The 20,162-nt window shown below is 62.0% G+C and carries 21 protein-coding genes; 16 read left to right on the top strand and 5 right to left on the bottom strand.

What is annotated here, in order from left to right:
• Positions 1–48 precede the first annotated feature (48 nt).
• From I6L40_RS01605 to I6L40_RS01595, 3 genes are all read left to right on the top strand, one after another.
• Entirely contained in the window at positions 49–387 is a 339-nt protein-coding gene (locus tag I6L40_RS01605; protein WP_005342042.1) for a tRNA-binding protein, read from the top strand.
• A gap of 166 nt (positions 388–553) precedes the next feature.
• Complete coding sequence (locus tag I6L40_RS01600) at positions 554–1,999, top strand: amino acid permease (protein ID WP_040067598.1); 1,446 nt, start codon at positions 554–556, stop codon at positions 1,997–1,999.
• Between the two features lie 294 nt (positions 2,000–2,293).
• Entirely contained in the window at positions 2,294–3,244 is a 951-nt protein-coding gene (locus I6L40_RS01595; protein WP_071913678.1) for a bile acid:sodium symporter family protein, read from the top strand.
• Positions 3,245–3,323: 79 nt separating this feature from the next.
• Here the strand turns inward: I6L40_RS01595 and ovoA are convergent, their stop codons facing one another.
• On the bottom strand, positions 3,324–5,474 hold the full coding sequence (ovoA, locus tag I6L40_RS01590; protein WP_071913680.1) for a 5-histidylcysteine sulfoxide synthase: 2,151 nt from the start codon (positions 5,472–5,474) through the stop codon (positions 3,324–3,326).
• Positions 5,475–5,869: 395 nt separating this feature from the next.
• Here ovoA and I6L40_RS01585 point away from each other — a divergent pair, with 395 nt between their 5' ends.
• The 7 genes from I6L40_RS01585 to I6L40_RS01555 all read left to right on the top strand — a co-directional run bounded on the left by I6L40_RS01585 (position 5,870) and on the right by I6L40_RS01555 (position 9,172).
• Complete coding sequence (locus tag I6L40_RS01585) at positions 5,870–6,592, top strand: head GIN domain-containing protein (RefSeq protein WP_216994901.1); 723 nt, start codon at positions 5,870–5,872, stop codon at positions 6,590–6,592.
• A gap of 197 nt (positions 6,593–6,789) precedes the next feature.
• Positions 6,790–7,155 (top strand): carboxymuconolactone decarboxylase family protein, encoded by a 366-nt coding sequence (locus tag I6L40_RS01580; protein WP_041209456.1) that lies wholly within the window; start codon positions 6,790–6,792, stop codon positions 7,153–7,155.
• Positions 7,155–7,670: a VOC family protein gene (locus I6L40_RS01575; RefSeq protein ID WP_069529756.1), complete on the top strand. Its 516-nt coding sequence runs from the start codon at positions 7,155–7,157 to the stop codon at positions 7,668–7,670. The genes I6L40_RS01580 and I6L40_RS01575 overlap by 1 nt, the downstream gene beginning before the upstream one ends.
• Complete coding sequence (locus tag I6L40_RS01570; RefSeq protein WP_033114720.1) at positions 7,667–8,107, top strand: DMT family transporter; 441 nt, start codon at positions 7,667–7,669, stop codon at positions 8,105–8,107. The genes I6L40_RS01575 and I6L40_RS01570 overlap by 4 nt, the downstream gene beginning before the upstream one ends.
• Positions 8,107–8,565 carry a DMT family transporter gene (locus I6L40_RS01565; protein ID WP_071913687.1) on the top strand — a complete coding sequence of 153 codons (459 nt, stop codon included), beginning with the start codon at positions 8,107–8,109 and terminating at the stop codon, positions 8,563–8,565. The genes I6L40_RS01570 and I6L40_RS01565 overlap by 1 nt, the downstream gene beginning before the upstream one ends.
• Positions 8,558–8,887, top strand: coding sequence for a hypothetical protein (locus I6L40_RS01560; RefSeq protein WP_071913689.1), 330 nt, complete (start codon positions 8,558–8,560; stop codon positions 8,885–8,887). The genes I6L40_RS01565 and I6L40_RS01560 overlap by 8 nt, the downstream gene beginning before the upstream one ends.
• Before the next feature lie 69 nt (positions 8,888–8,956).
• Positions 8,957–9,172, top strand: a complete 216-nt coding sequence (locus I6L40_RS01555) for a hypothetical protein (RefSeq protein ID WP_216994900.1) — start codon at positions 8,957–8,959, stop codon at positions 9,170–9,172.
• Here I6L40_RS01555 and I6L40_RS01550 read toward each other — a convergent pair.
• The 3 genes from I6L40_RS01550 to I6L40_RS01540 all read right to left on the bottom strand — a co-directional run bounded on the left by I6L40_RS01550 (position 9,169) and on the right by I6L40_RS01540 (position 12,297).
• Entirely contained in the window at positions 9,169–10,098 is a 930-nt protein-coding gene (locus tag I6L40_RS01550; protein ID WP_216994899.1) for a LysR family transcriptional regulator, read from the bottom strand. The genes I6L40_RS01555 and I6L40_RS01550 overlap by 4 nt on opposite strands.
• 186 nt (positions 10,099–10,284) lie before the next feature.
• Complete coding sequence (gene fghA, locus I6L40_RS01545) at positions 10,285–11,121, bottom strand: S-formylglutathione hydrolase (RefSeq protein WP_216994898.1); 837 nt, start codon at positions 11,119–11,121, stop codon at positions 10,285–10,287.
• A gap of 48 nt (positions 11,122–11,169) precedes the next feature.
• On the bottom strand, positions 11,170–12,297 hold the full coding sequence (locus I6L40_RS01540; protein WP_216994897.1) for an S-(hydroxymethyl)glutathione dehydrogenase/class III alcohol dehydrogenase: 1,128 nt from the start codon (positions 12,295–12,297) through the stop codon (positions 11,170–11,172).
• Between the two features lie 120 nt (positions 12,298–12,417).
• Between I6L40_RS01540 and I6L40_RS01535 the strand changes: the two genes are divergently transcribed.
• The gene (locus I6L40_RS01535; protein ID WP_005342034.1) at positions 12,418–13,323 is read left to right on the top strand and encodes a LysR substrate-binding domain-containing protein; all 906 of its coding nucleotides are present in this window, start codon (positions 12,418–12,420) and stop codon (positions 13,321–13,323) included.
• A 120-nt stretch (positions 13,324–13,443) separates the two neighbouring features.
• On the opposite strand, the gene I6L40_RS01530 is transcribed toward I6L40_RS01535, so the two are convergent.
• Positions 13,444–14,307: a YicC/YloC family endoribonuclease gene (locus I6L40_RS01530; RefSeq protein ID WP_216994896.1), complete on the bottom strand. Its 864-nt coding sequence runs from the start codon at positions 14,305–14,307 to the stop codon at positions 13,444–13,446.
• Between the two features lie 146 nt (positions 14,308–14,453).
• Between I6L40_RS01530 and rph the strand changes: the two genes are divergently transcribed.
• From rph to I6L40_RS01505, 5 genes are all read left to right on the top strand, one after another.
• A complete protein-coding gene (gene rph / locus I6L40_RS01525; protein WP_026080315.1) occupies positions 14,454–15,170 on the top strand; it encodes a ribonuclease PH in 717 nt (238 codons plus the stop codon).
• Positions 15,171–15,245: 75 nt separating this feature from the next.
• Positions 15,246–15,899, top strand: coding sequence for an orotate phosphoribosyltransferase (gene pyrE, locus I6L40_RS01520; RefSeq protein WP_216994895.1), 654 nt, complete (start codon positions 15,246–15,248; stop codon positions 15,897–15,899).
• 180 nt (positions 15,900–16,079) lie between these two features.
• Positions 16,080–18,512 (top strand): heavy metal translocating P-type ATPase, encoded by a 2,433-nt coding sequence (locus tag I6L40_RS01515; protein ID WP_216994894.1) that lies wholly within the window; start codon positions 16,080–16,082, stop codon positions 18,510–18,512.
• Between the two features lie 10 nt (positions 18,513–18,522).
• Complete coding sequence (cueR, locus tag I6L40_RS01510) at positions 18,523–18,912, top strand: Cu(I)-responsive transcriptional regulator (RefSeq protein ID WP_041209465.1); 390 nt, start codon at positions 18,523–18,525, stop codon at positions 18,910–18,912.
• 83 nt (positions 18,913–18,995) lie between these two features.
• Entirely contained in the window at positions 18,996–20,150 is a 1,155-nt protein-coding gene (locus tag I6L40_RS01505; protein ID WP_041209466.1) for a diguanylate cyclase, read from the top strand.
• The last annotated feature ends 12 nt before the right edge of the window (positions 20,151–20,162 follow it).

Raw genomic sequence — 20,162 nt, 5'->3', positions numbered from 1 at the left:
GTGGCCGTTGGCCACCCGCAAACCGTTGAACCAGAAAAGGAAAAGAGCATGAGCGAGACGATCGAGTTTGCCGAATTCAAGCGGGTCGAGATGAAGGTGGGCAAGGTGCTGGAGGTGGTGCGCCACCCCGGGGCCGACAAACTCTACATCGTCCAGATCGACGTGGGTGGCGAGCGGCCGCTGCAGACAGTCACCAGTCTGGTGCCTTACTACAGCGAAGAGGAGCTGATGGGCAGCGAGGTGGTGGTGCTGACCAACCTCAAGCCCACCAAGATGCGCGGTGAGCGTTCCGAGTGCATGTTGCTCTGCGCCGAGACCCCGGACGAGAGCCAGAGCGTGCTGTTGCAACCGCGGGTGCCGATGGCGCCGGGCACTCCGATCGTCTGAATGGTATTGCGAGCCGGTGCGGGAGACGGTACCGGTTCAGCAACGAGGCCGCCCACGCGGCCCGATCATAACAAGAGAGTAAAGCGCGGGGCCGACAGACCCTTGCCGAACACATCACAGAGTCACAGCGCTCCCCGCAGGGAACGCGAGTCCACTGGAGGACACCATGTCTGAATCCGTACGCGGCACCATAGGCAAGTTTGCCCTGTTGTCGATGACCTTTGCCGCCGTGTTCAACGTGCGCAACATCGTCAACAACAACATCGAGCTGGGGCTCAGCTCCGCCCCCATCTTCCTGCTGGCGACCATCGTCTACTTCATCCCGTTTGTTTTCATCATCGCCGAGTTCGTCTCGGCCAATAAAAACTCCGAGTCGGGGATGTACGACTGGCTTAAAAAACCGCTCGGCACCCGGATGGCCTATCTGGGGTCGTTTCTCTACTGGTTTGTGAACCTGTTCTGGTTCGTCTCCCTGCTGCCCAACGTCATCGCCTACGCCTCCTACGCCATGCTGGGCTATGAGTACAGCTTCTCGCCCATGGTTACCTCGATCATCTCCATCGTGCTGTTTGCGGCGGCGACCCACATCTCCACCAAGGGTGCGAGCTGGCTCGGCAAGATTGCGGAGATCGTGGCCTACGGGGTATTTGCCCTGTTCGCCATCTATGTGCTGGGCGCGTTGATGGCCCTGAGTGGCGATCATGTGCCAGCCCAGCCCATCACGCTGGAGGCGATGACTCCCACCGTCAACTGGGCGACCCTCGGCATCATGTGCTGGATCTTCCAGGCGGCGGGCGGTGCCGAGACCGCAGCGGCCTATCTCAATGATGTGAAGGGCGGCCAGAAGTCCTTCATCAAGGTGATCATCAGTGCCGGTATCGTCATCGGTGCCATGTATGCGGTCGGTTCCCTGCTGGTGAACGTGTTCGTACCGCGCGAGAGCCTCACCTATGCCGGCGGCATGGTGGAGATCTTCACCGGCATGGCGCAGTATTTCGGGCTTTCCGAGGCGCTGGTGGGCCGCTTCGTCGGCGTGGTGCTGTTCATCGCCATGTTCGGCTCCATGATGATGTGGACCTCGGCGCCGGTGAAGATCCACTTCTCCGAGATCCCGCAGGGGGTTTACGGCGAGAAGACCACCCAGCTCAACGAGCACGGCGTGCCGGTGCGCGCCGCCTGGTGGCAGTTTGTCTTCGTGTTCGCGATGCTGGTGGTCAACGGTTTCGGCTCCGAGTCGGTGCAGCAGATGATGAACACCGCCATCAACCTCACCGCCGGTACCGCCATGTTGCCGCCGATCTTCATCATGGTGGCCTACTTCGTGTTCCGCTGGAAACATGACGACACCCCCCGCGACTTCCGCATGGGGTCGCGCAAGTTCGGGATGGGCGTGGTGTCGGTGCTGATCGCCATCTTCGTGGTGAGCATGAGCGCCTCCGCCTTCCCGGCCGGGGTGGATCTGGTGCGCGCCTTCTTCATCAACGTCTTTATGACCGCGGTCTTCTCGGCGCTGGCCTACTGGTGGATCTCCCGCTTCGAGAAGCGCCAAGCCCGCAAGCTCGCCGGCAATGAGAAGAAAACCGGCAACGGCAAGCTGGCCAGCCAGCGCTGATCGGCTGGGTGAAAAAGCGGAACGGGCGGCCTTGGTCGCCCGTTTTTTTATCCATTTTTAGCCGTTGGGTAGCTGTCACAGCCGTTTTATCGTCAACTTTTGCTGTGCAATATTGCGAATGCGTTAAGCATTGATGAACAATTATTCGCCGCTCAACTTTGCGCCTCTCCGTTATCGGGGTAAGCTGGAGGTTCGTTTAGCGGGAGGTGCCAGACATCTCCCGCTCTGTTTCTTGTCCTCCCCAATCCTGACTGTCGCCATGGCTGCAGGATGCCCTTCTGATGGAGACCTTTCGTGCGTCTGGATCCCTTTACTGTTGTGCTGATTGCGGTGGTCACCCTGGCCTCCCTCTTTCCCTGCGAGGGGCAGGTGGCCGTCTGGTTCGGTCTGCTGACCAAGCTGGCGGTGGCGCTCCTGTTCTTCATGCATGGCGCCAAGCTGTCGCGCCAGAACCTGCTGGCGGGTCTCGGCCACTGGCGGCTTCATCTGGTGGTGATGCTCAGCACCTTCGTACTGTTTCCGCTGCTCGGGCTGCTGCTCACCCCGCTGGTACCGGGCTGGTTGAGCCCGGCCATCTACCTCGGCTTCCTCTATCTCTGCGCTTTGCCAGCCACCGTGCAGTCGGCCATCGCCTTCACCTCGATGGCGGGGGGCAATGTGTCGGCGGCGGTGTGCAGCGCCTCGGCCTCCAGCATCCTCGGTATCTTCCTCTCGCCGGTGCTGGTGGGGATGATGATCCACGTGCAGGGGGAGGGGATCGACACCTGGCACTCCATTCAGTCCATCATGATGCAGCTGATGCTGCCGTTCGTGGTCGGCCACCTGTCGCGTCCGCTCATCGGTCGCTGGGTCGACAGCCACCGTCCGCTCATCGGCAAGCTGGATCAGAGCTCCATCCTGCTGGTGGTCTACGTCGCCTTCAGCGAGGCGGTGGTGCAGGGGATTTGGCATCAGGTAGGTTGGTACGATCTGGCCAGTATCGTGCTGCTGAGCTGCGTCTTGCTGGCGCTGGTGCTCTGCTGGAACGTCTGGATCAGCCGCCGCCTCGGCTTCGACAAGGCGGACGAGATCACCATCGTTTTCTGCGGCTCCAAGAAGAGTCTGGCCAACGGGGTGCCGATGGCCAACGTCATGTTCCCGGTCGCCAGCGTCGGGGTGATGGTGCTGCCGCTGATGATCTTCCACCAGATCCAGCTGATGGTCTGCGCCGTGCTGGCCCGCCGCTATCACGAGCAGGGGCATTGATACTCGCGCCGTTTTTATTGCCATAACAAGAGGGAGGCCCGTTGGCCTCCCTCTTCTCATCTGCGTGCCGATCGGCGGATTAGCGTTTGCGCCAGACGGTCAGCTGCGCCACCGTGTGCTGGTATTTGCGGGCGGTTTCGCGGATGACGAAGGGCACATCCCGGGGCGGGCAGTGCTCCTCGAACTCCGCCGCCAGCAGCCGTTGCAGCGCCTGATAGGTGGTGAGCGCCTCGCCGTTTTCGCGAATGCCGCCGAGCCAGTTGGCGGGCGGGGTATATTCCGCCAGCCAGGTATAGGGGCTGGTGAGCACCAGCAGGCCACCGCTGCGCAGCCGCGGGGCGATATCCCGCAGGAAGCGGGCGGGCTCCCGCAGCCGGTCGATCAGGTTGGAGGCGAGCACCAGATCGTAGTGGTCATATTTGGGCTTGAGGTTGCAGGCATCCCCCTGACTGAAGTGGATGCGCTCAGCCTGACTTGCCCCCAGCCCGTGGCTCGACAGGCGCGCCTCGCAATACTCCACCAGTTCACCCTCCAGCGGAATGGCGTAGCGGAAACTGTCCTGACTGGCGAGGGCCAGCGCCACATCGATGAAGCGGGCCGAGTAGTCGACCCCGTCCACATGCTGGAAGTGGCGGGCCAGTTCGAAGCTGGCGCGGCCGGTGGCGCAGCCGATATCCAGCGCCCGCTGGTGGTTGCTGCACAGCTCGCCAGCAAGATCAGCAAGCGTTTTGGCGTAGTTGGCTACCCCGAAGTGGCTCGGGCCGTACTGGAAGTCGAGGTACTGAGCGACCAGCGTGTCGGTTTCATAGGGATTCACGATAACGGGTTCCTGATAACGGGAGACCAGATAGCGGAAACCCGCATGCTGGAAGAAGTGACGCCGGAAGGCGTAACGGGATGATTTGAGCGCTTCGTTACCCGTGCTGATCCAGCTGCCGCCCTTGATCAGGGTGTGCTTGCCATCAAAGGTGGGGGTGGAGAAGTCGTCGTAGAGCGGGTGGATTTTAAAGCCGTCGAAGCCATCGATGGCGGTGCTGGTCCACTGCCAGACATTGCCCACCAGATCGAAGAACTCCCCTTGCGGGCTGGCATCCACCGGGCAGGAGGAGGCGAAACGGGCCAGATTGATATTGCCGGGGGCTTCCGTCCAGTCCGGCTGATCGCCGGGTAGCTGCTCGCGCAGCAGCATCCATTCCGCCTCGCTCGGCAGCTGGATGGGGAGCCCGGTCCGGGCCGCCTTCCAGCGACAGAAGGCAGCCGCCTCCAGCTGATTCACCTCGACTGGCCAGTCCCAGGGCATGGCGACCTGCTCGGTCATCAGCCGCAGCTGCAATTGTTCGGGCTCGGCGGGGTCACCCACCCAGAAGGTGGGCATCTGCGCCTTGGCGTACTGGCACCAGCTCCACCCCTCTTCATCCCACCACTGTTGCTGACCATAGCCCCCCGCCTGGACGAAGGCGAGGTACTCGGCATTGCTCACCAGCATGCGGCTGGCCTGAAACGGGGCCAGCTCGATATGGCGCTCGCCATATTCGTTGTCCCAGCCGTAGGTGGCGTCCCGCTTGCCAAGGCGCACCTTGCCGCCGGCCACTGGCAGCAGGCTGTTGGCGGGCACCTGATCAATTCGGTGGCGGGCTTCGGTACAGGCGGGCCAATAAGGCTGCGGCCGCACCCAGGCAAGTGGCAACTGGCGGATCAGCACGCTGGAGGTCTCGAGGTGGATGCGCTCGTGCTCTATCCCCATCAGGATCACCCAGGCCGGGCTCTGCCAGTCGATGGGCAGGGTGAGCGGCATCTGGCGAATGAAATCGCACACCAGCGTACGGACTTTGGCCCGATAGCTGCGCAGCTCGGCGACTTTTGGCCAGTCATAGTGGGTTTCGTCCAGATCATCCCAGCTCATTTCGTCCACCCCGATGGCGACCATGGCCTCGATGCGGGCATCCAGCCGCTGGTCGATCAGGCGCGCCGCCAGCAGCTTGTTGATAAAGAAGGCGGCGGTGTGGCCGTAGTAGAAGATGAGCGGGTGGCGCAGCGGGATCGCCTTGTTGAACCAGGCCCGCTCATCGGCCAGACAGTCGAACAGCGAGTCGTAGAGATCGAAGGTCTGGCAGAAGTAGGCGAGCAGCTCGCGCCGTTTCTGCTCGGGATCGCTGCCGGTCAGCAGCGGGGTGCGAGTCGGCTCCGGCAGACCGGTGGCAGTGGAATAGAGAGGGCTTGCTTGGGTCACGCTCTGACTCCTTGTTGGCAGTGAAGACTGACAAGACAGTGGTAATGACATTACCGCAATGGAGAGCTTGGTACGCACGAAGTACCACTATTGGCTCAACAGACCGGCAGGGCAATCCAAAACTTCCACGGCTTGTCAGCGTAGCGACCTCGCGAACGGCTCGCCAGCCAGCTCTCCACCTGCCTGTTAGGGGATGGTCAGATTCGCCAAATGGTGGTCTAAATGGCTCTTTTTAATGCGTGCCACTTCTTACTGTTGATTTTATTTTTATTGAAAATCATATAGTTAGCTTCTGGCATGGCCATTGCTATCTGTGGTTTCATACGGCCTCTGTTTTTGTGGTTTCGAACAGGGCCTGTCAGGTAGCTTATCAATAAATAAAAAGGAGAACAGTTATGCGGTGGATGATTGGCGTCTTGGTGGCGTTGGTGATGGGAGGTTGCAACGTCTTTGCCGACACCGAGATCAAGGGGGAAGGTGTCCCGGTCGAGCGCCAGCAGGCACTGAGCGAGCGGGTGACCCGGGTGCTGGCGGGAACTCCAGCTACCCTCCATCTGGTGGCGGGGGAGCAGCGCGGCATCCTGATCAAGGGGCAGGCAAATCTCTTGTCGTATCTGGAGCTGACCGAGCGCGGGAGCAAGCTGGAGATCGAGGTGAAGGAGGGTTACCGACTGCGGCCTACCGAACCGCTGGAGATCACCATCACCCTGCCAGAGCTCAGTGAAATGGCGCTGGCAGGTACCGGCAACGGCGATCTGAGTGGCTTCAAGGGTGAGGCGCTGGAGCTGTCAGTGGCGGGAACCGGTGGTATCGTCGCCAGCCAGCTGGAGGTACAGCGATTGAAAGGCAATATCGCTGGTGCAGGTAGCCTGGATCTGGGGAGCGGCTCTGCCGCCAGCATCGAGCTGAACATTGCCGGTGCTGGCGATGTGCTGGGCAGCGAAATGCGTGGCAACGAGGTCGAGGTCAATATCGCCGGCAGCGGTGATGTGGAGGTGCGGGCCCAGAAAACGCTCAAGATCGGCATCGCAGGCACTGGCAACATCACCTACTGGGGTGACCCCGAGGTGGAGCAGCAGATCGTGGGCTCCGGCGGGGTGACCCGCGCCGGCAGCTGATATCAACCGATCACCACAACTGAAACAGGCCCGCAACGGGCCTGTTTTGTTTTTTCCAACATGGCGCGACCTCCCGTGCCATTTGTGCAAATCCTGCATAAGTGATGTTCCGGCCCGCCGGTTTTTCAATACATCCCGCTCCTTAATAATGCGCCTCATCCGCTACGGCGAACTTATCAACTACTGAGGCGTCACTGATGACAACATCATTACCTTTTGCAAATGCCGTGCTCGATGATCAGGCTCTGGTCAGCGGGCTCAAATCCATTCACCCGACCTGGGGCGACATGACGGTTCGCGTGGCGGGTGAAGCCTGGGGCATGCCGCTGCTCGACCAGAAGAGCAAGGCGCTCATCACCATCGCCATCGACCAGATGGCCCTCAACGTCAGCGGTGAAGGCAACCCCTTCGCAGCTCATGTCGATATGGCACTCAAGCAGGGGGCGACCTGGCAGGAGCTCGAAGAGCTGATCGTCTTTGCATCTGTCTATACCGGCTTCAACAAGGGGGCGACCACCATGGGGGCGCTCAACAAATTGCGTCACGAGCGGGGGGATATCTGATGGCCATTCCAGGACTGAAAAAGCCCGATCATATCGGCTTTACCGTGCCCAATCTGGCAGAGGCGATCGCCTTTTTTCGCGACCACTTCGATTTCGAGCTGGCCTATGAGTTCGGGCCCTTTGTGGCGAGTGACAACTGGATGGCGGAGCACCTCAACGTGAATGCCCGCGCCGAGATCACCCGCATTGCGGTGATGAGTGCCAAAGGGATCAATCTGGAGATCTTCGAGTACGCCAGCAATATCGAGCGCAACCTCAAGGCTCCCAACAACGCCGATATCGGTGGCCACCATCTCGCCTTCTATGTGGATGACATGGCGGCAGCGGTGGCTTACCTGAAGGAGCGGGGGATCGCCGTGCTGGGTGAGCCGACCTGCATGACGGAGGGGCCGACAGCAGGGGAGTCCTGGGTCTATTTTCTTGCGCCATGGGGCATGCAGCTGGAGCTGGTCTCCTATCCGCAGGGCAAGGCCTATAGCCGTCAATCACCCGTCGCCCTGTTTGATCCACGATGAACGCGCTCCCGGTTTTGCTAATCGTGATGGCCGGCATGGGCCTCTCCTTCGAAGCGGGCCTGCTGGGCCCGCTTGGTGAACAGGTGGGCCATCTGTGGGCCACCCTGAGCATCTTCGGCGTGGGGGCAGCACTGCTCTGGCTGATCCGTTTCTTCACGGTACGGGGGCCATCCACAGGGTGGCATGGGGTGCCGAAATGGCAGTTGATCGGTGGCTTGCTCGGCCCCGTCTATGTGGTGGCGCTCACTCTCTCGACCCCCATGCTGGGGGTGGCGATGACGATGATCTGCGTCCTGCTGGGGCAGGTGACCAAGAGTTTTGCCATCGACTACTTCGGCTGGTTTGGCATGCCGAAACGGGCAACCCGTCCCCTGCGGCTGGTGGCGCTCGGCTGCATCGCGCTGGCGCTGCTGTTTACCTATCTGGGAGCAAACTGATGGTGCTGATTATCGTGTTGGCCATCGTCTCCGGCATGGCGCTCAGCGCCCAGGCGGCGATCAATGGTCAGTTGGGATCGCGGGTTGGTGTGGTGCAGAGTTCGCTGCTCACCTTCACCATGGGCACTGTGGTGACCGCCCTGCTGATCTTCTTCTTTGAGCCGCCCTATCAGGCGACCCTGCTCAGCGTGCCGAAGTGGCAGCTGGCCGGTGCCCTGTTCGGCATTGTCTACATGGTGGTGATGGTCGCGGCCATTCCACGGGTAGGGGTCGCCATCGCCACTGTGGCCACCATTCTGGGCCAGATGGTGATGAGTCTGGTGATCGATACCATGGGCTGGCTGGGCAATGCCCCCATCCCCCTCAACTGCTGGCGCCTTGCCGCCATGATGGCCGTCGCTGCGGCGCTGCTCTGCATCTATCTGGCGAACCGACAACAGGAACAAGTAAATGAGTGAACAGGCAACAACCCTGATGGTCTTTTTCAATCTCAAACCGGGGGCGAACGAGGCGGATTATCTGGCGTGGGCACGGGAGGTCGATCTGCCCACCGTGAACCGGCTCAACAGCGTCACCTCGTTCGAGGTGTTCAAGGGGCTGAAGATGCTGGGGCAGCAGAGCGCCTCGCCGTGGGACTACTTCGAAGTGATCCGCATTGAGTCGGAGACGCAATTTCTGCAGGAGATCCAGAGTGCGCAGATGCAGCAGGTGATCCGTCAATTCGAAACCTTTGCCGCGGATGCCCACTTTATCTGCACCCGGGACATCACCACGCTGTAGCTGGCTCGCCAGTGGTGAAAGGAATGCCACTCTTGCCACTGGCTTGGCTGCCACAACATCAGAGTCTTTATGAAAAAACAGCTTGGCGAATACCTGCACGTGCTGGCCATCATCTTTCCGCTGACGCTGCTGATCCCGCGCTGGATGGCGCCGCTGCTGGCGAGATGGCAGCTCGACCCCGCCGCACCAGTCGCAGTGTTGCTCATCGACAGCGTGATCGTGGCCTGCGCCGTCTTTATGTTGCTGCCGATGCTGCACAAGCTGACCGGCAGGCTGTCTGGCTAAACCTGTCTGGCATCCCAGTAGCAGGGAGAGCCATATTTTCCCGCCAGAAAATCGATCACCACCCTCACCTTGGCGGCGAGTTGGTCGGTCTCCAGATAAAGTGCGCTGATCACCTGCTGCTCCACGCTGGTGGAGACGGTGAACCGGGTCATGATCGGTTTGAGCCGCCCGGTTTTCAGCTCCTCGCCGATGAGCCAGGTGGGGAACACTACAATCCCGGCACCCGCCACCGCGCCGGCAACCAGGGTATCGGCATTGTTGCTGTAGAGGGTGCCGCTCACCTCATAGGGTTGCAGCTGCTCCTGGCCGATGAACCAGCGTTGCAGGCCATTGCTCCCCTTGAAGACCAGACAGTTGTGCTGCACCAGCTCATCCGGACTGGCCGGTTCTCCATGGCGAGTGAGGTAGTCGGGGCTGGCTGCCATCACGTAGTGCTGCTGGCCAAACTGTTTCATCCGCAGGGAGGAGTCTTGCGAGATCCCGATGCGGATCAGCAGGTCGATCGACTCGGCCGCCGGATCGACATAGTGATCCGTCTGCTGCAACTCGACCTTGAGCAGGGGGTAGCGCTCCAGCAGTTCGGTCAGATAGGGGGCAATGTGGAGCCGGCCAAAGGCCACCGGCGCGCTGATCCGGATGGTGCCTCTCGGGGTATCCGCCCGCTGCTCGATCTGGCCGACCACCCGCTCATACTGCTGGAGGATCTCGGCGCACTGTTTGGCAAAGGCGACCCCCTCCTCGGTGAGGGAGATGGAGCGGGTATGGCGGTGCAACAGTTTGGAGCCCACCTTCTCCTCCAGTTGCGCCATCTTGCGCGAGACGGACGAAGGGGTCATATCCTGCCGACGCGCCACATCTGAAAAGCTGCCAAACCGGGTGGTCATCAGAAACAGCTTTATCTCCAACAACGAAACGTCGTAGTTCACGGGATACCTCCTCCATCGCAATCCTCAAGGGTAATCGGCTGACCTTGGCCAGGGCAAGCCGGTATCATGCGGAGGCCGCTGCCACTGATGCTCTGCTCTGGCATGCCGTTACCACGGGCAGCAAGGCTAATCTTGTCCGATCACCATAACTCCAACTGAAACAGGCCCGTCACGGGCCTGTGTTGATCAGAGGTGGCGGGCGTGAAAGCGCAGGTGCGCCTCGATAAAGCTCGCCACGAAGTAGTAGCTGTGGTCATAGCCCTCATGGCGGTTGAGCTCGAGCGGCCACCCCTTGCTGGCGGCCACTTCGGCCAGCGCATCGATATGCAACTGCTCGGCGAGGAAGGGATCATCCAGCCCCACATCTACCAGGGTGGGCAGCGGCGTGACCGGCTGGTGGCGCAGCAGCTGGCAGGCATCCCACTCCTGCCACAGCAGAGGATTGCTGCCGAGATACGCCCCGAGCGCCTTCTGGCCCCAGGGGCAGCGGCTCGGGTGACAGATCGGGCTGAACGCCGAGACCGAGCGGTAGCGACCGGGCTCCCGCAACGCAGCGATCAGCGCACCGTGACCGCCCATGGAGTGGCCACTGATGGCGCGTCGGGTCGAGACCGGGAAGTGGGTCTCTATCACATCGGGCAGCTCGCGGGTGACGTAGTCATACATCTGGTAGTGCGCCTGCCAGGGGCTCTGGCTGGCATTGACGTAAAAGCCTGCTCCCATGCCGAGGTCATAACCGGGGTCGTCGGCTACGCCGTCGCCGCGGGGGCTGGTGTCCGGCGCCACCAGTGCTATGCCCAGCTCGGCGGCGATACGCTGGGCACCCGCCTTCTGCATGAAGTTCTCATCGGTGCAGGTGAGGCCGCTGAGCCAGTAGAGTACTGGGACTTTCTGGCCGGTGAGGGCCTGAGGTGGCAGATAGATGGCAAAATTCATCTCGCAGCCGAGCACGCTGGCGTGGTGGCGATAGCGCTTGTGCCAGCCGCCGAAGCTCTTGTTGCTGCTGATAATCTCCAGATTCATCGAAGGACTCCTGCACCCCGCCCACGATGGCGGGCGGGGTGATCATGCTCAGTAGTGGATGACGGTGCGGATGCTTTTGCCTTCGTGCATCAGATCGAACGCCTCGTTGATCTGTTCCAGCGGCATGGTGTGGGTGATGAAGTCATCGAGGCGGAACTCACCCTGCATGTAGCGCTGCACATAGCTCGGCAGCTCGCTGCGACCGCGTACCCCGCCGAAGGCGCTGCCGCGCCAGACCCGACCGGTCACCAGTTGGAACGGACGGGTGCTGATCTCCTGACCCGCTCCGGCGACGCCGATAATGACCGACTCGCCCCAACCCTTGTGGCAGCACTCCAGCGCCGCACGCATCACCTTGACGTTGCCGATGCATTCGAAGGAGAAGTCGACGCCGCCGTCGGTCAGCTCGACGATCACCTCCTGAATCGGTTTGTTGTAGTCGTTCGGGTTGATGCAGTCGGTGGCACCCAGCTTGCGGGCAAGCGGAAACTTGCTCTCGTTGATGTCGATGGCGATTATGCGACCGGCCTTGGCCAGACGGGCACCGATCACCGCCGAGAGGCCGATGCCCCCCAGCCCGAAGATGGCGACGCTCTCACCCTCTTTCACCTTGGCGGTGTTCATCACGGCGCCGATGCCGGTGGTGACGCCGCAGCCGAGCAGGCAGACCTCCTCCAGTGGGGCGGCCGGATCCACTTTGGCGATGGAGATCTCCGGCAGTACCGTGTATTCGCTAAAGGTGGAGGTGCCCATGTAGTGATAGATGGGCTGGCCATCCTTGGAGAAGCGGGTGGTGCCGTCCGGCATCAGCCCCTTGCCCTGGGTGGCACGGATCTTCTGGCACAGGTTGGTCTTGCCGGATTTGCAGAATTTGCACTCGCCGCACTCGGGGGTGTAGAGCGGGATCACGTGATCCCCCACCTTGACGCTGGTGACCCCTTCGCCGACGGATTCGACGATGCCGCCTCCCTCGTGGCCGAGAATGCAGGGGAATACCCCTTCCGGATCCTCACCGGAGAGGGTGAAGGCATCGGTGTGGCAGACGCCGGTGGCGACGATGCGCACCCGCACCTCGCCCGCTTGCGGCGGCATGACTTCTACTTCTTCGATGGAGAGGGGCTGACCCGGGCCCCAGGCGATGGCGGCTTTACACTTGATGCTTTGAACCTGTGCCATGAATGACATCCTTCTTGTTGAGCAGGGTGAACAGAGATGAGTTCGGGCATTCAGTGTAGTTTCCTGCCGATTTGGTGATAATGAGGGCGAATCTCAAATCACTTTTACACACAGGTAATAATGTTCGGCTGGGAAGGGATCTGTGAATTTGTCAGCGTGGCGGAGCAGGGGGGCTTTACCCCGGCGGCGCGCAAGCTGGGAGTGTCGGTGGCGCAAGTCAGCCGTCAGGTGGCACAGCTGGAGGATCGGCTGCAGGCCAAGCTGCTGCTGCGCACCACCCGTCAGGTGCGGCTCACCGAGCTTGGCGAGATCTACTATCGCCACTGCCGTCAGCTGCTGGACAACCTCTACGAGGCGGAGCTGGCGGTGGGGCGTCATCAGGCGGTGCCGCAAGGCACCCTGCGTATCACGGCCCCTGTCTCCTACGGCGAGAGCCGCATCGCCCCGCTGGTGAACGACTTCATGGTGCGCTTCCCCCAGCTGGAGGTGACCCTCAACCTCACCAACCAGCTGCTGGATCTGGTGCACGAAGGCTACGATCTGGCGCTGCGGCTCGGCCATCTCAAGGATTCGACGCTGGTGGCGCGTAAGCTGGCGCAGCGGGTGCCCTATGTCTGCGCCTCCCCGGCCTACACCGCCCGCCACGGTATACCCAACAGCCTCTCCGAGCTGACTCGCCACACCTGTTTGGTGGGCAACAGCGACGAGTGGCACTTCACTCTGGATGGTCGTCCCCACAGCGTGCGGGTGCGCGGCCTGTTGCAGTGCAACAGCGGCCACGCTCTGCTGGATGCGGCGCTCAAGGGGATCGGCATCATCCAGCTGCCGGACTACTACGTGAGCGACCATCTGGCCCGGGGGGAGCTGATCGAGCTGCTGCCCGAACTGCGGGCTCCGGCAGAGGGGATCTGGGCCCTCTATCCCCATAACCGTCACCTCTCCCCCAAGGTGCGACTGCTGGTGGACTATCTGGCCGAACGGCTGAGCGACCCGCACCAACCGGCGCTGGTGATGCCGATAGGCTAGGGCGTTCCCCGCCCGTTGACTCACCGGCGGCGGGCGACAGGTGCGATGGCCGGAAAATAAAAGAGCCCTTGAGGAATCAAGGGCTCTTTTGCAGGTAACAACCGGAGAGTCAGCGACCCATCACTCGATGTTCTGAATTTGCTCGCGCATCTGCTCGATGAGGACTTTCAGCTCGACGGCGGACTGGGTCACTTCGGCGTTGATGGACTTGGAGCCAAGCGTGTTCGACTCGCGGTTGAACTCCTGCATCATGAAGTCGAGGCGACGGCCACAGGCGCCACCCTTCTTCATGATCTTGTTGGTCTCGCTGATGTGCATCTCCAGACGATCCAGCTCTTCGGCCACGTCGATCTTCTGGGCCAGCAGCACGATCTCCTGCTCGATGCGGGCCGGATCCAGCTCGACTTTGGCTTCGGCCAGCCGGTCGGTGAGCTTCTGACGCTGCCATTCGATGATCTGCGGCAGGTGGACGCGCACCTTCTTCACTTCCACCTGAATACCGGCCAGACGCTGTTCGATCAGCGCCTTGAGGTTGGCCCCTTCGCTGGCGCGGGAGGCGAGGAAATCTTCCATGGTCTGGTCAAAACCGCCGAGCAGCTCGGTGGCGACCGCGTCCATGTCCTGCTCGGCGGCAGCCATGACGCCCGGCCAGCGCAGTACATCGACCGGGTTGAGCTGGCCCTGGCCCGCCTCTTTCATTACCCAGCCGGCGCTGTCGATAATCAGCTTGGCCAGCTCTTCATTGATATGGAGCTGGCTGGCTGCGGCCTGAGCGGCCTCGAAGCGCAGGTTGCACTCCACCTTGCCGCGCTGCAGCTTGGCGCGGAAACGCTCACGCAGAACCGGCTCCAGGCTGCGCAGTTGCTCCGGCAGGCGAATGTAGGTCTCCAGATAACGCTGGTTGACCGAACGAATTTCCCAAACGGCTGTGCCCCAGTCGCCCTTGAGTTCCTTGCGGGCGTAGGCGGTCATGCTGTGAATCATTGATTGTTCCGGGCTTGATGAAGTGTGGCGGGATTATACCCAGCGGGGGCCGGTGCGTCAGCCGAAGTGTTGGTTTTAGCGGCTGATATTTGGGCCGCGATGGCTTATACTCCTGCGCCAATTCAGCCAGCCCAGAGGTCCGTCCCATGTCACGTCCAAGCGATCGCACTGCCGCGCAGCTTCGTCCGGTCACCATTACCCGCCACTTCACCAAGCATGCTGAAGGGTCCGTGCTGGTGGAATTCGGCAACACCCGCGTGCTCTGCACCGCCAGCGTTGACACCAGCGTGCCGCGCTTCCTGAAAGGGAAGAATCAGGGCTGGGTCACCGCCGAATACGGCATGCTGCCGCGCTCCACCCACTCCCGGATGAACCGTGAAGCGGCCTCCGGCAAGCAGAGTGGCCGCACTCTGGAGATCTCCCGTCTGATCGCCCGCTCCCTGCGCGCGGCGGTGGACCTGACAGCGCTGGGCGAGCACTCCATCACAGTTGACTGCGATGTGCTGCAAGCTGATGGCGGCACCCGTACCGCCTCCATTACCGGTGCCTGTGTGGCGCTGGTGGATGCGCTGAACTGGATGGTCGAGAAGGGCATGATCAAGCAGAGCCCGCTCAAGCAGATGATCGCCGCCGTTTCCGTCGGCATGTATCAGGGCGAAGCCATCTGCGATCTGGAGTACATCGAAGACTCCGCCGCCGAGACCGACATGAACGTGGTGATGACCGAAGATGGTCGCATCATCGAGGTGCAGGGCACTGCGGAGGCCGAGCCCTTCACCCATGAGGAGCTGCTGGAGATGTTGGCGCTCGCCAAGGGCGGCATCGCCGACATCATTGCGCTGCAGAAGCAGTCGCTCTCCTGATTTTAAAAACGCGGCATTGACCGCGTTTTTTTATACCCCCACACAAGACAACGACAAGCCAAGCAAGGAGCCAGAATGAAAGCCTACCAGCGTCAATTTATCGAGTTCGCCCTGGAGAAACAGGTCCTCAAATTCGGTGAATTTACCCTGAAATCCGGTCGTAAAAGCCCCTACTTCTTCAACGCCGGTCTGTTCAACAGCGGCCGCGACCTGGCCCGTCTTGGGCGTTTCTATGCCGCCGCCCTGATGGATGCCGGCATCAAGTTCGATGTGCTGTTTGGCCCGGCCTACAAGGGGATCCCCATCGCCTCCGCCACGGCCGTGCAGCTGGTGGAGCAGCACGATGTGGACGTGCCCTGGTGCTTCAACCGCAAGGAGGCCAAGGATCACGGCGAGGGCGGCAATCTGGTGGGCAGCCCGCTCAAGGGGCGCATCATGCTGGTGGACGACGTCATCACCGCTGGCACCGCCATCCGTGAATCCATGGATCTGATCCAGGCCAACGGCGCCTCGCTGGCGGGCGTGCTGATCGCGCTGGACCGTCAGGAGAAGGGCAAGGGCGAGCTCTCCGCCATTCAGGAGGTGGAGCGTGACTACGGCGCCCACATCATCGCCATCATCCAGATGAGCGACTTGATCCAGTATCTGGAAGAGAAGCAGGCCGAGCAGCCGGAGCTGGCAGCACAACTGGCGGCCATGAAGGCTTATCGCGCCCAGTACGGTATCTGAGTTCCGCTCACACCGCGCAATACCTGAATGCGGCGCCCGTTTGCTCTCTGGCAGCAAACGGGCGCCGTTTTTTTCATCTGCAAAAAAGTGGATCATGTGGCTTGAGCTTGCCCTTACAGTAAAGGTTAGGGTTTGCCAGTCGGCGTTTTGTGGTGCCGACGGGTTCCGGGGAGGAACAACATGACCACTCATCTTCAATTACCCATTCATCTGCAGTTGCCGCTGAGCGGCATGAGCTGCGCCAACTGCGCAGGCCGCATCGCGACCAGTCTCAACAAACTTGACGGGGTATCGGCCACCGTCAATTTCGCGCTGGAGCAGGCGGCCATCGAGCTGGCCAGCCCTGACCGCCTGCCTGCGGTGCTCGAAAGCATCAAAAGTCAGGGTTATGACTACGGTAGCGAGACCTTTTTGTTTCAAATTACCGGTATGACTTGTGCCGGTTGTTCGGCTCGACTAAACAAGATGCTGGTCACGCTGCCCGGCGTTATCTCGGCCGAGGTCAACTTCTCCATCGAACAGGCCCGGATCGTGCTGGTCCCCGGGATGCAGACTCCGGCCGCTTTGCGCGAGCAGATCGAGGCGCTCGGCTTTGGCGCCCAGCTGGCACAAGGCTCGGCCAGCGGCCGCCGCCAGCAGTTGCTGGAGCGGGAAGCGCAGGAGGCCGCCACTGCCCGTCAGGCGCAAACCCGGGTCATCGTCTCGGCGCTGCTGACGTTGCCGCTGCTGGTGGGTATGCTGGCCATGGCCGGGCTATTCCCCTGGCATCTGCCCGCCTGGCTGGAGCTGCTGCTCGCCACCCCGGTGCAGTTCTGGATCGGCGCCCGCTTCTATCGCGGCGCCTGGCTCGCCATCAAGAACCGCGCAGCCAATATGGATGTGCTGGTGGCCACCGGTACCAGCGCCGCCTACTTCTACAGCCTCTATCTGTTGTTGACGCTGGGGATGGCCGCCAGCGGCAAGCTCTATTTCGAGGCGAGCGCCATCATCATTACCCTGATCTCCCTCGGCAAGTTGCTGGAGGCTCGGGCCAGACGCAGCACCCAGTCTGCCATTCGCGAACTGATGGCGCTGCGGCCGGAAACCGCGACCGTCTGGCGTGGCGAGAGCTGGCAGAGCGTCGCCATCGACGAGGTGCTGCGCGGTGATCGGCTGCGGGTGCTGGTGGGTGAGCGGGTGCCGGTGGACGGCAGAATCGTGAGCGGCGCCAGCGAGCTGGACGAGTCGATCCTCACCGGTGAGAGCCTGCCGGTGCCGCGCAGTGCGGGCGATAAGGTGCTGGGCGGTGCCATCAACCGCTCCGGCGTGCTGGAGATCGAGGCCACCACGGTGGGGGAGGACTCCAGTCTCAGCAAGATCATCGCACTGGTGGAAAGCGCCCAGATGGGCAAGGCGCCGCTGCAACAGCTGGTGGACAAGGTCTCTGCCGTGTTCGTGCCGGTGGTGATGGCCATCGCCCTGTTCACCCTGCTGGTGTGGTACGCCATCAGCAATGATTTCGGTCAGGCGCTGCTGGCAGCGGTGGCGGTGCTGGTGATCGCCTGCCCCTGTGCGCTGGGGCTGGCGACACCGGCGGCCATCGTCACCGGTACCGGCGTCGCGGCGCGTCACGGCATTCTGATCAAGGATGTCGATACCCTGCAGAAGGCCCACGCCATCAAGGCGCTCATCTTCGACAAAACCGGCACGCTCACTCAAGGCAAGCCTGTGCTGGCCAGCTGGAGCGGCAATGACGAGCAGTTGCGCCTCGCTGCCGCCCTGCAGCAGGCGAGCGAACACCCGCTGGCGCTGGCGATGCGTGAGGCGGTCGGCAAAGAGGCCGTGCTGCCCCAGCCGGAGGCGATCGAGGTGCGGGTCGGTGCTGGCATAGTGGGGCAGGTCGCCGGTCACGCGGTCGCCATCGGCAATGGCTCCCTGCTGGCCCAGCTCGGCATTGAGGTGCCACAACAGGATGAACAACCCGCCGACGGCGCGACCCGGGTCTGGGTCGCCATTGACGGTGTGGTAGCGGGGATCGCGGCACTGGCCGATACCCTGCGTCCCGAGAGCCCGGAAGCCATCGCTACCCTGCGTCAGCGCGGCATCGCCAGCTGGCTGGTGAGCGGCGATGCGCCGGCGCCGGTGGCCCATATCGCCGCCAAGCTGGGGCTGGACGGGGCCTTTGACTCCGTGCTGCCGGCCGGCAAGGTGGAGAAGGTCGCGGCGCTGCGGGCGCAAACCCGCGGGTTGGTGGCCATGGTGGGGGACGGGGTGAACGACGCCCCGGCGCTGGCGGCGGCGGATGTCGGCATCGCCATGGGCTCCGGTTCCGACGTGGCGATGGAGACCGCTTCCATCACCCTGATGCGATCCGACCCACGGCTGGTGGCCGATGCCATCGATATCTCGGCGGCGACCTGGCGCACCATCCAGCAGAATCTGTTCTGGGCCTTCGTGTTCAATATCATCGGCATTCCGCTGGCGGCACTGGGCTACCTCAGCCCCGAGCTGGCGGGGGCGGCCATGGCCCTGAGCAGCATCACAGTTTTGAGCAATTCCCTGTTACTGAAACGCTGGCGGCCGCGGGCTCTCGCCCAGGTCAGCCACAATGTCAGCACTGAATCGAACCGTTAAGGAGTCATCCATGAACATCAGCAAGGTAGCCAAGGCCACGGGACTGACCGCCAAAACCATCCGTTACTACGAGAGCATCGGCCTCATCTCGGCACCGGTGCGCAGCGACAACGGTTACCGCAGCTACACCGAATCGGCCCTGCGCGAGCTGCGTTTCGTCAAGCGGGCGCGGGAGACCGGCTTCAATCTGGAGGAGTGTCAGGAGCTGCTGGCGCTCTATCGGGACGAGCACAGAACCAGCGCCCAGGTGAAGAAGCTGGCGCAGGAGAAGATCGTCGATCTGCGCGCTCGCATCGCCGGGCTGCAGGCCATGCTCAGTTCGTTGGAGGGGCTGGTCTGCTGCTGTCACGGGGATGAAAACCCCGAGTGCCCGATCCTCGACGAGCTGGAGCGCGGTTGAGTAACTGCTTAATAAAAAACGCTTTATTGTTGCTCAATGAGGGGTAGTGGTAGACTGCTTGGCTCTTGTACAGGAGTACTCAGTTGACCCAGAGTGTGACACGCCAGGTCAGGCAGGCCATCATGGTCCAGCTCTACACCCATGCTTCGTTCAGTCTGCCCTGTCTGGGCTTGCTGGCGTTTGGCTGGAGTCTGCTTTTTCACGACTACCTGCCCGCCAGTGAAGCGCTCGGGTGGCTGGTCGGGGTGTTGTTGTTGCTGCTGTGCCGCGGCTGGCATCTGCGCTGGCGCCAGCCCAGATTGCACCAGACGCCGCTGCCCCTGCTGGAGCGGGAGCTCTTTATCGGGGTGACCATCACCTCCATCAGCTGGGCACTGGGTGTGCTGCTCTACATGGACAAGCTGCCCGACACCTATCGCGCGGCCATGATGATGCTCACCAGCCTGATCCTCACCGGCAGCGCCATCATGCTGTTTGGCAGTCGCCGCTCGCTCTACGGTGCCGTGTTGCCGCTCGGGTGCGCCATGCTGTTCGAGCTGGGGGCGGGCAACGAGCAGGAGCGGATCGTCTCCTGCATGCTGGCGGGCTACCTCTTCGTCTTTTTACCGACCCTGCTGCGCCGTCTGCGGCGGGATCAGATCGCCTCGCTTCACCACCGCTTCTCCAACGCCGAACTGGTGGCAGAGCTGAAAGCGGTTTCCGAACATCTGCGCCTCACCTCCCGTCTCGACGGCCTGACCGGTATTGCCAACCGTGCCCATCTCGACGACTGTCTGGAGCGTGCCTGGCGCCGCTGCCACCGGGCCCGGGCACCGCTGTCGCTGGTGCTGGTGGATGTGGATTACTTCAAGCAGTTCAACGATCTCTATGGTCACCAGCTGGGGGATGACTGCCTGCAACAGGTGGCGGGGTTGCTGGCCGAGGTGGAGCGGCGCGAGGACGATCTGGCTGCCCGTTACGGTGGCGAGGAGTTTGCGTTGCTGCTGCCCTGCACCGGCATGCAGGGGGCGCTGCAGGTGGCGGACAATGTGCGGCAATCCCTCAAGGAGCTGGCTATTCCGCACCAGAAATCACTGGTCTCCGGTCGGGTCACATGTAGCTTTGGTGTTGCCACTCTGATACCGGACAACAGCATGAAAATCGCCGATTTGATCCAAAAAGCGGATGCGGCCCTCTATCAGGCCAAGCATAATGGGCGGGATCGAATCGAAGTAGCCTTGATGGGTAAGGTTGCCTGAGTTAATACAGAC

This window comes from Aeromonas sp. FDAARGOS 1410 (genome assembly GCF_019048745.1).
Lineage (GTDB): Bacteria > Pseudomonadota > Gammaproteobacteria > Enterobacterales > Aeromonadaceae > Aeromonas > Aeromonas jandaei.
Note: the sequence above shows the minus strand (reverse complement) of the source record. Positions and strands in the feature narration are given on the sequence as shown.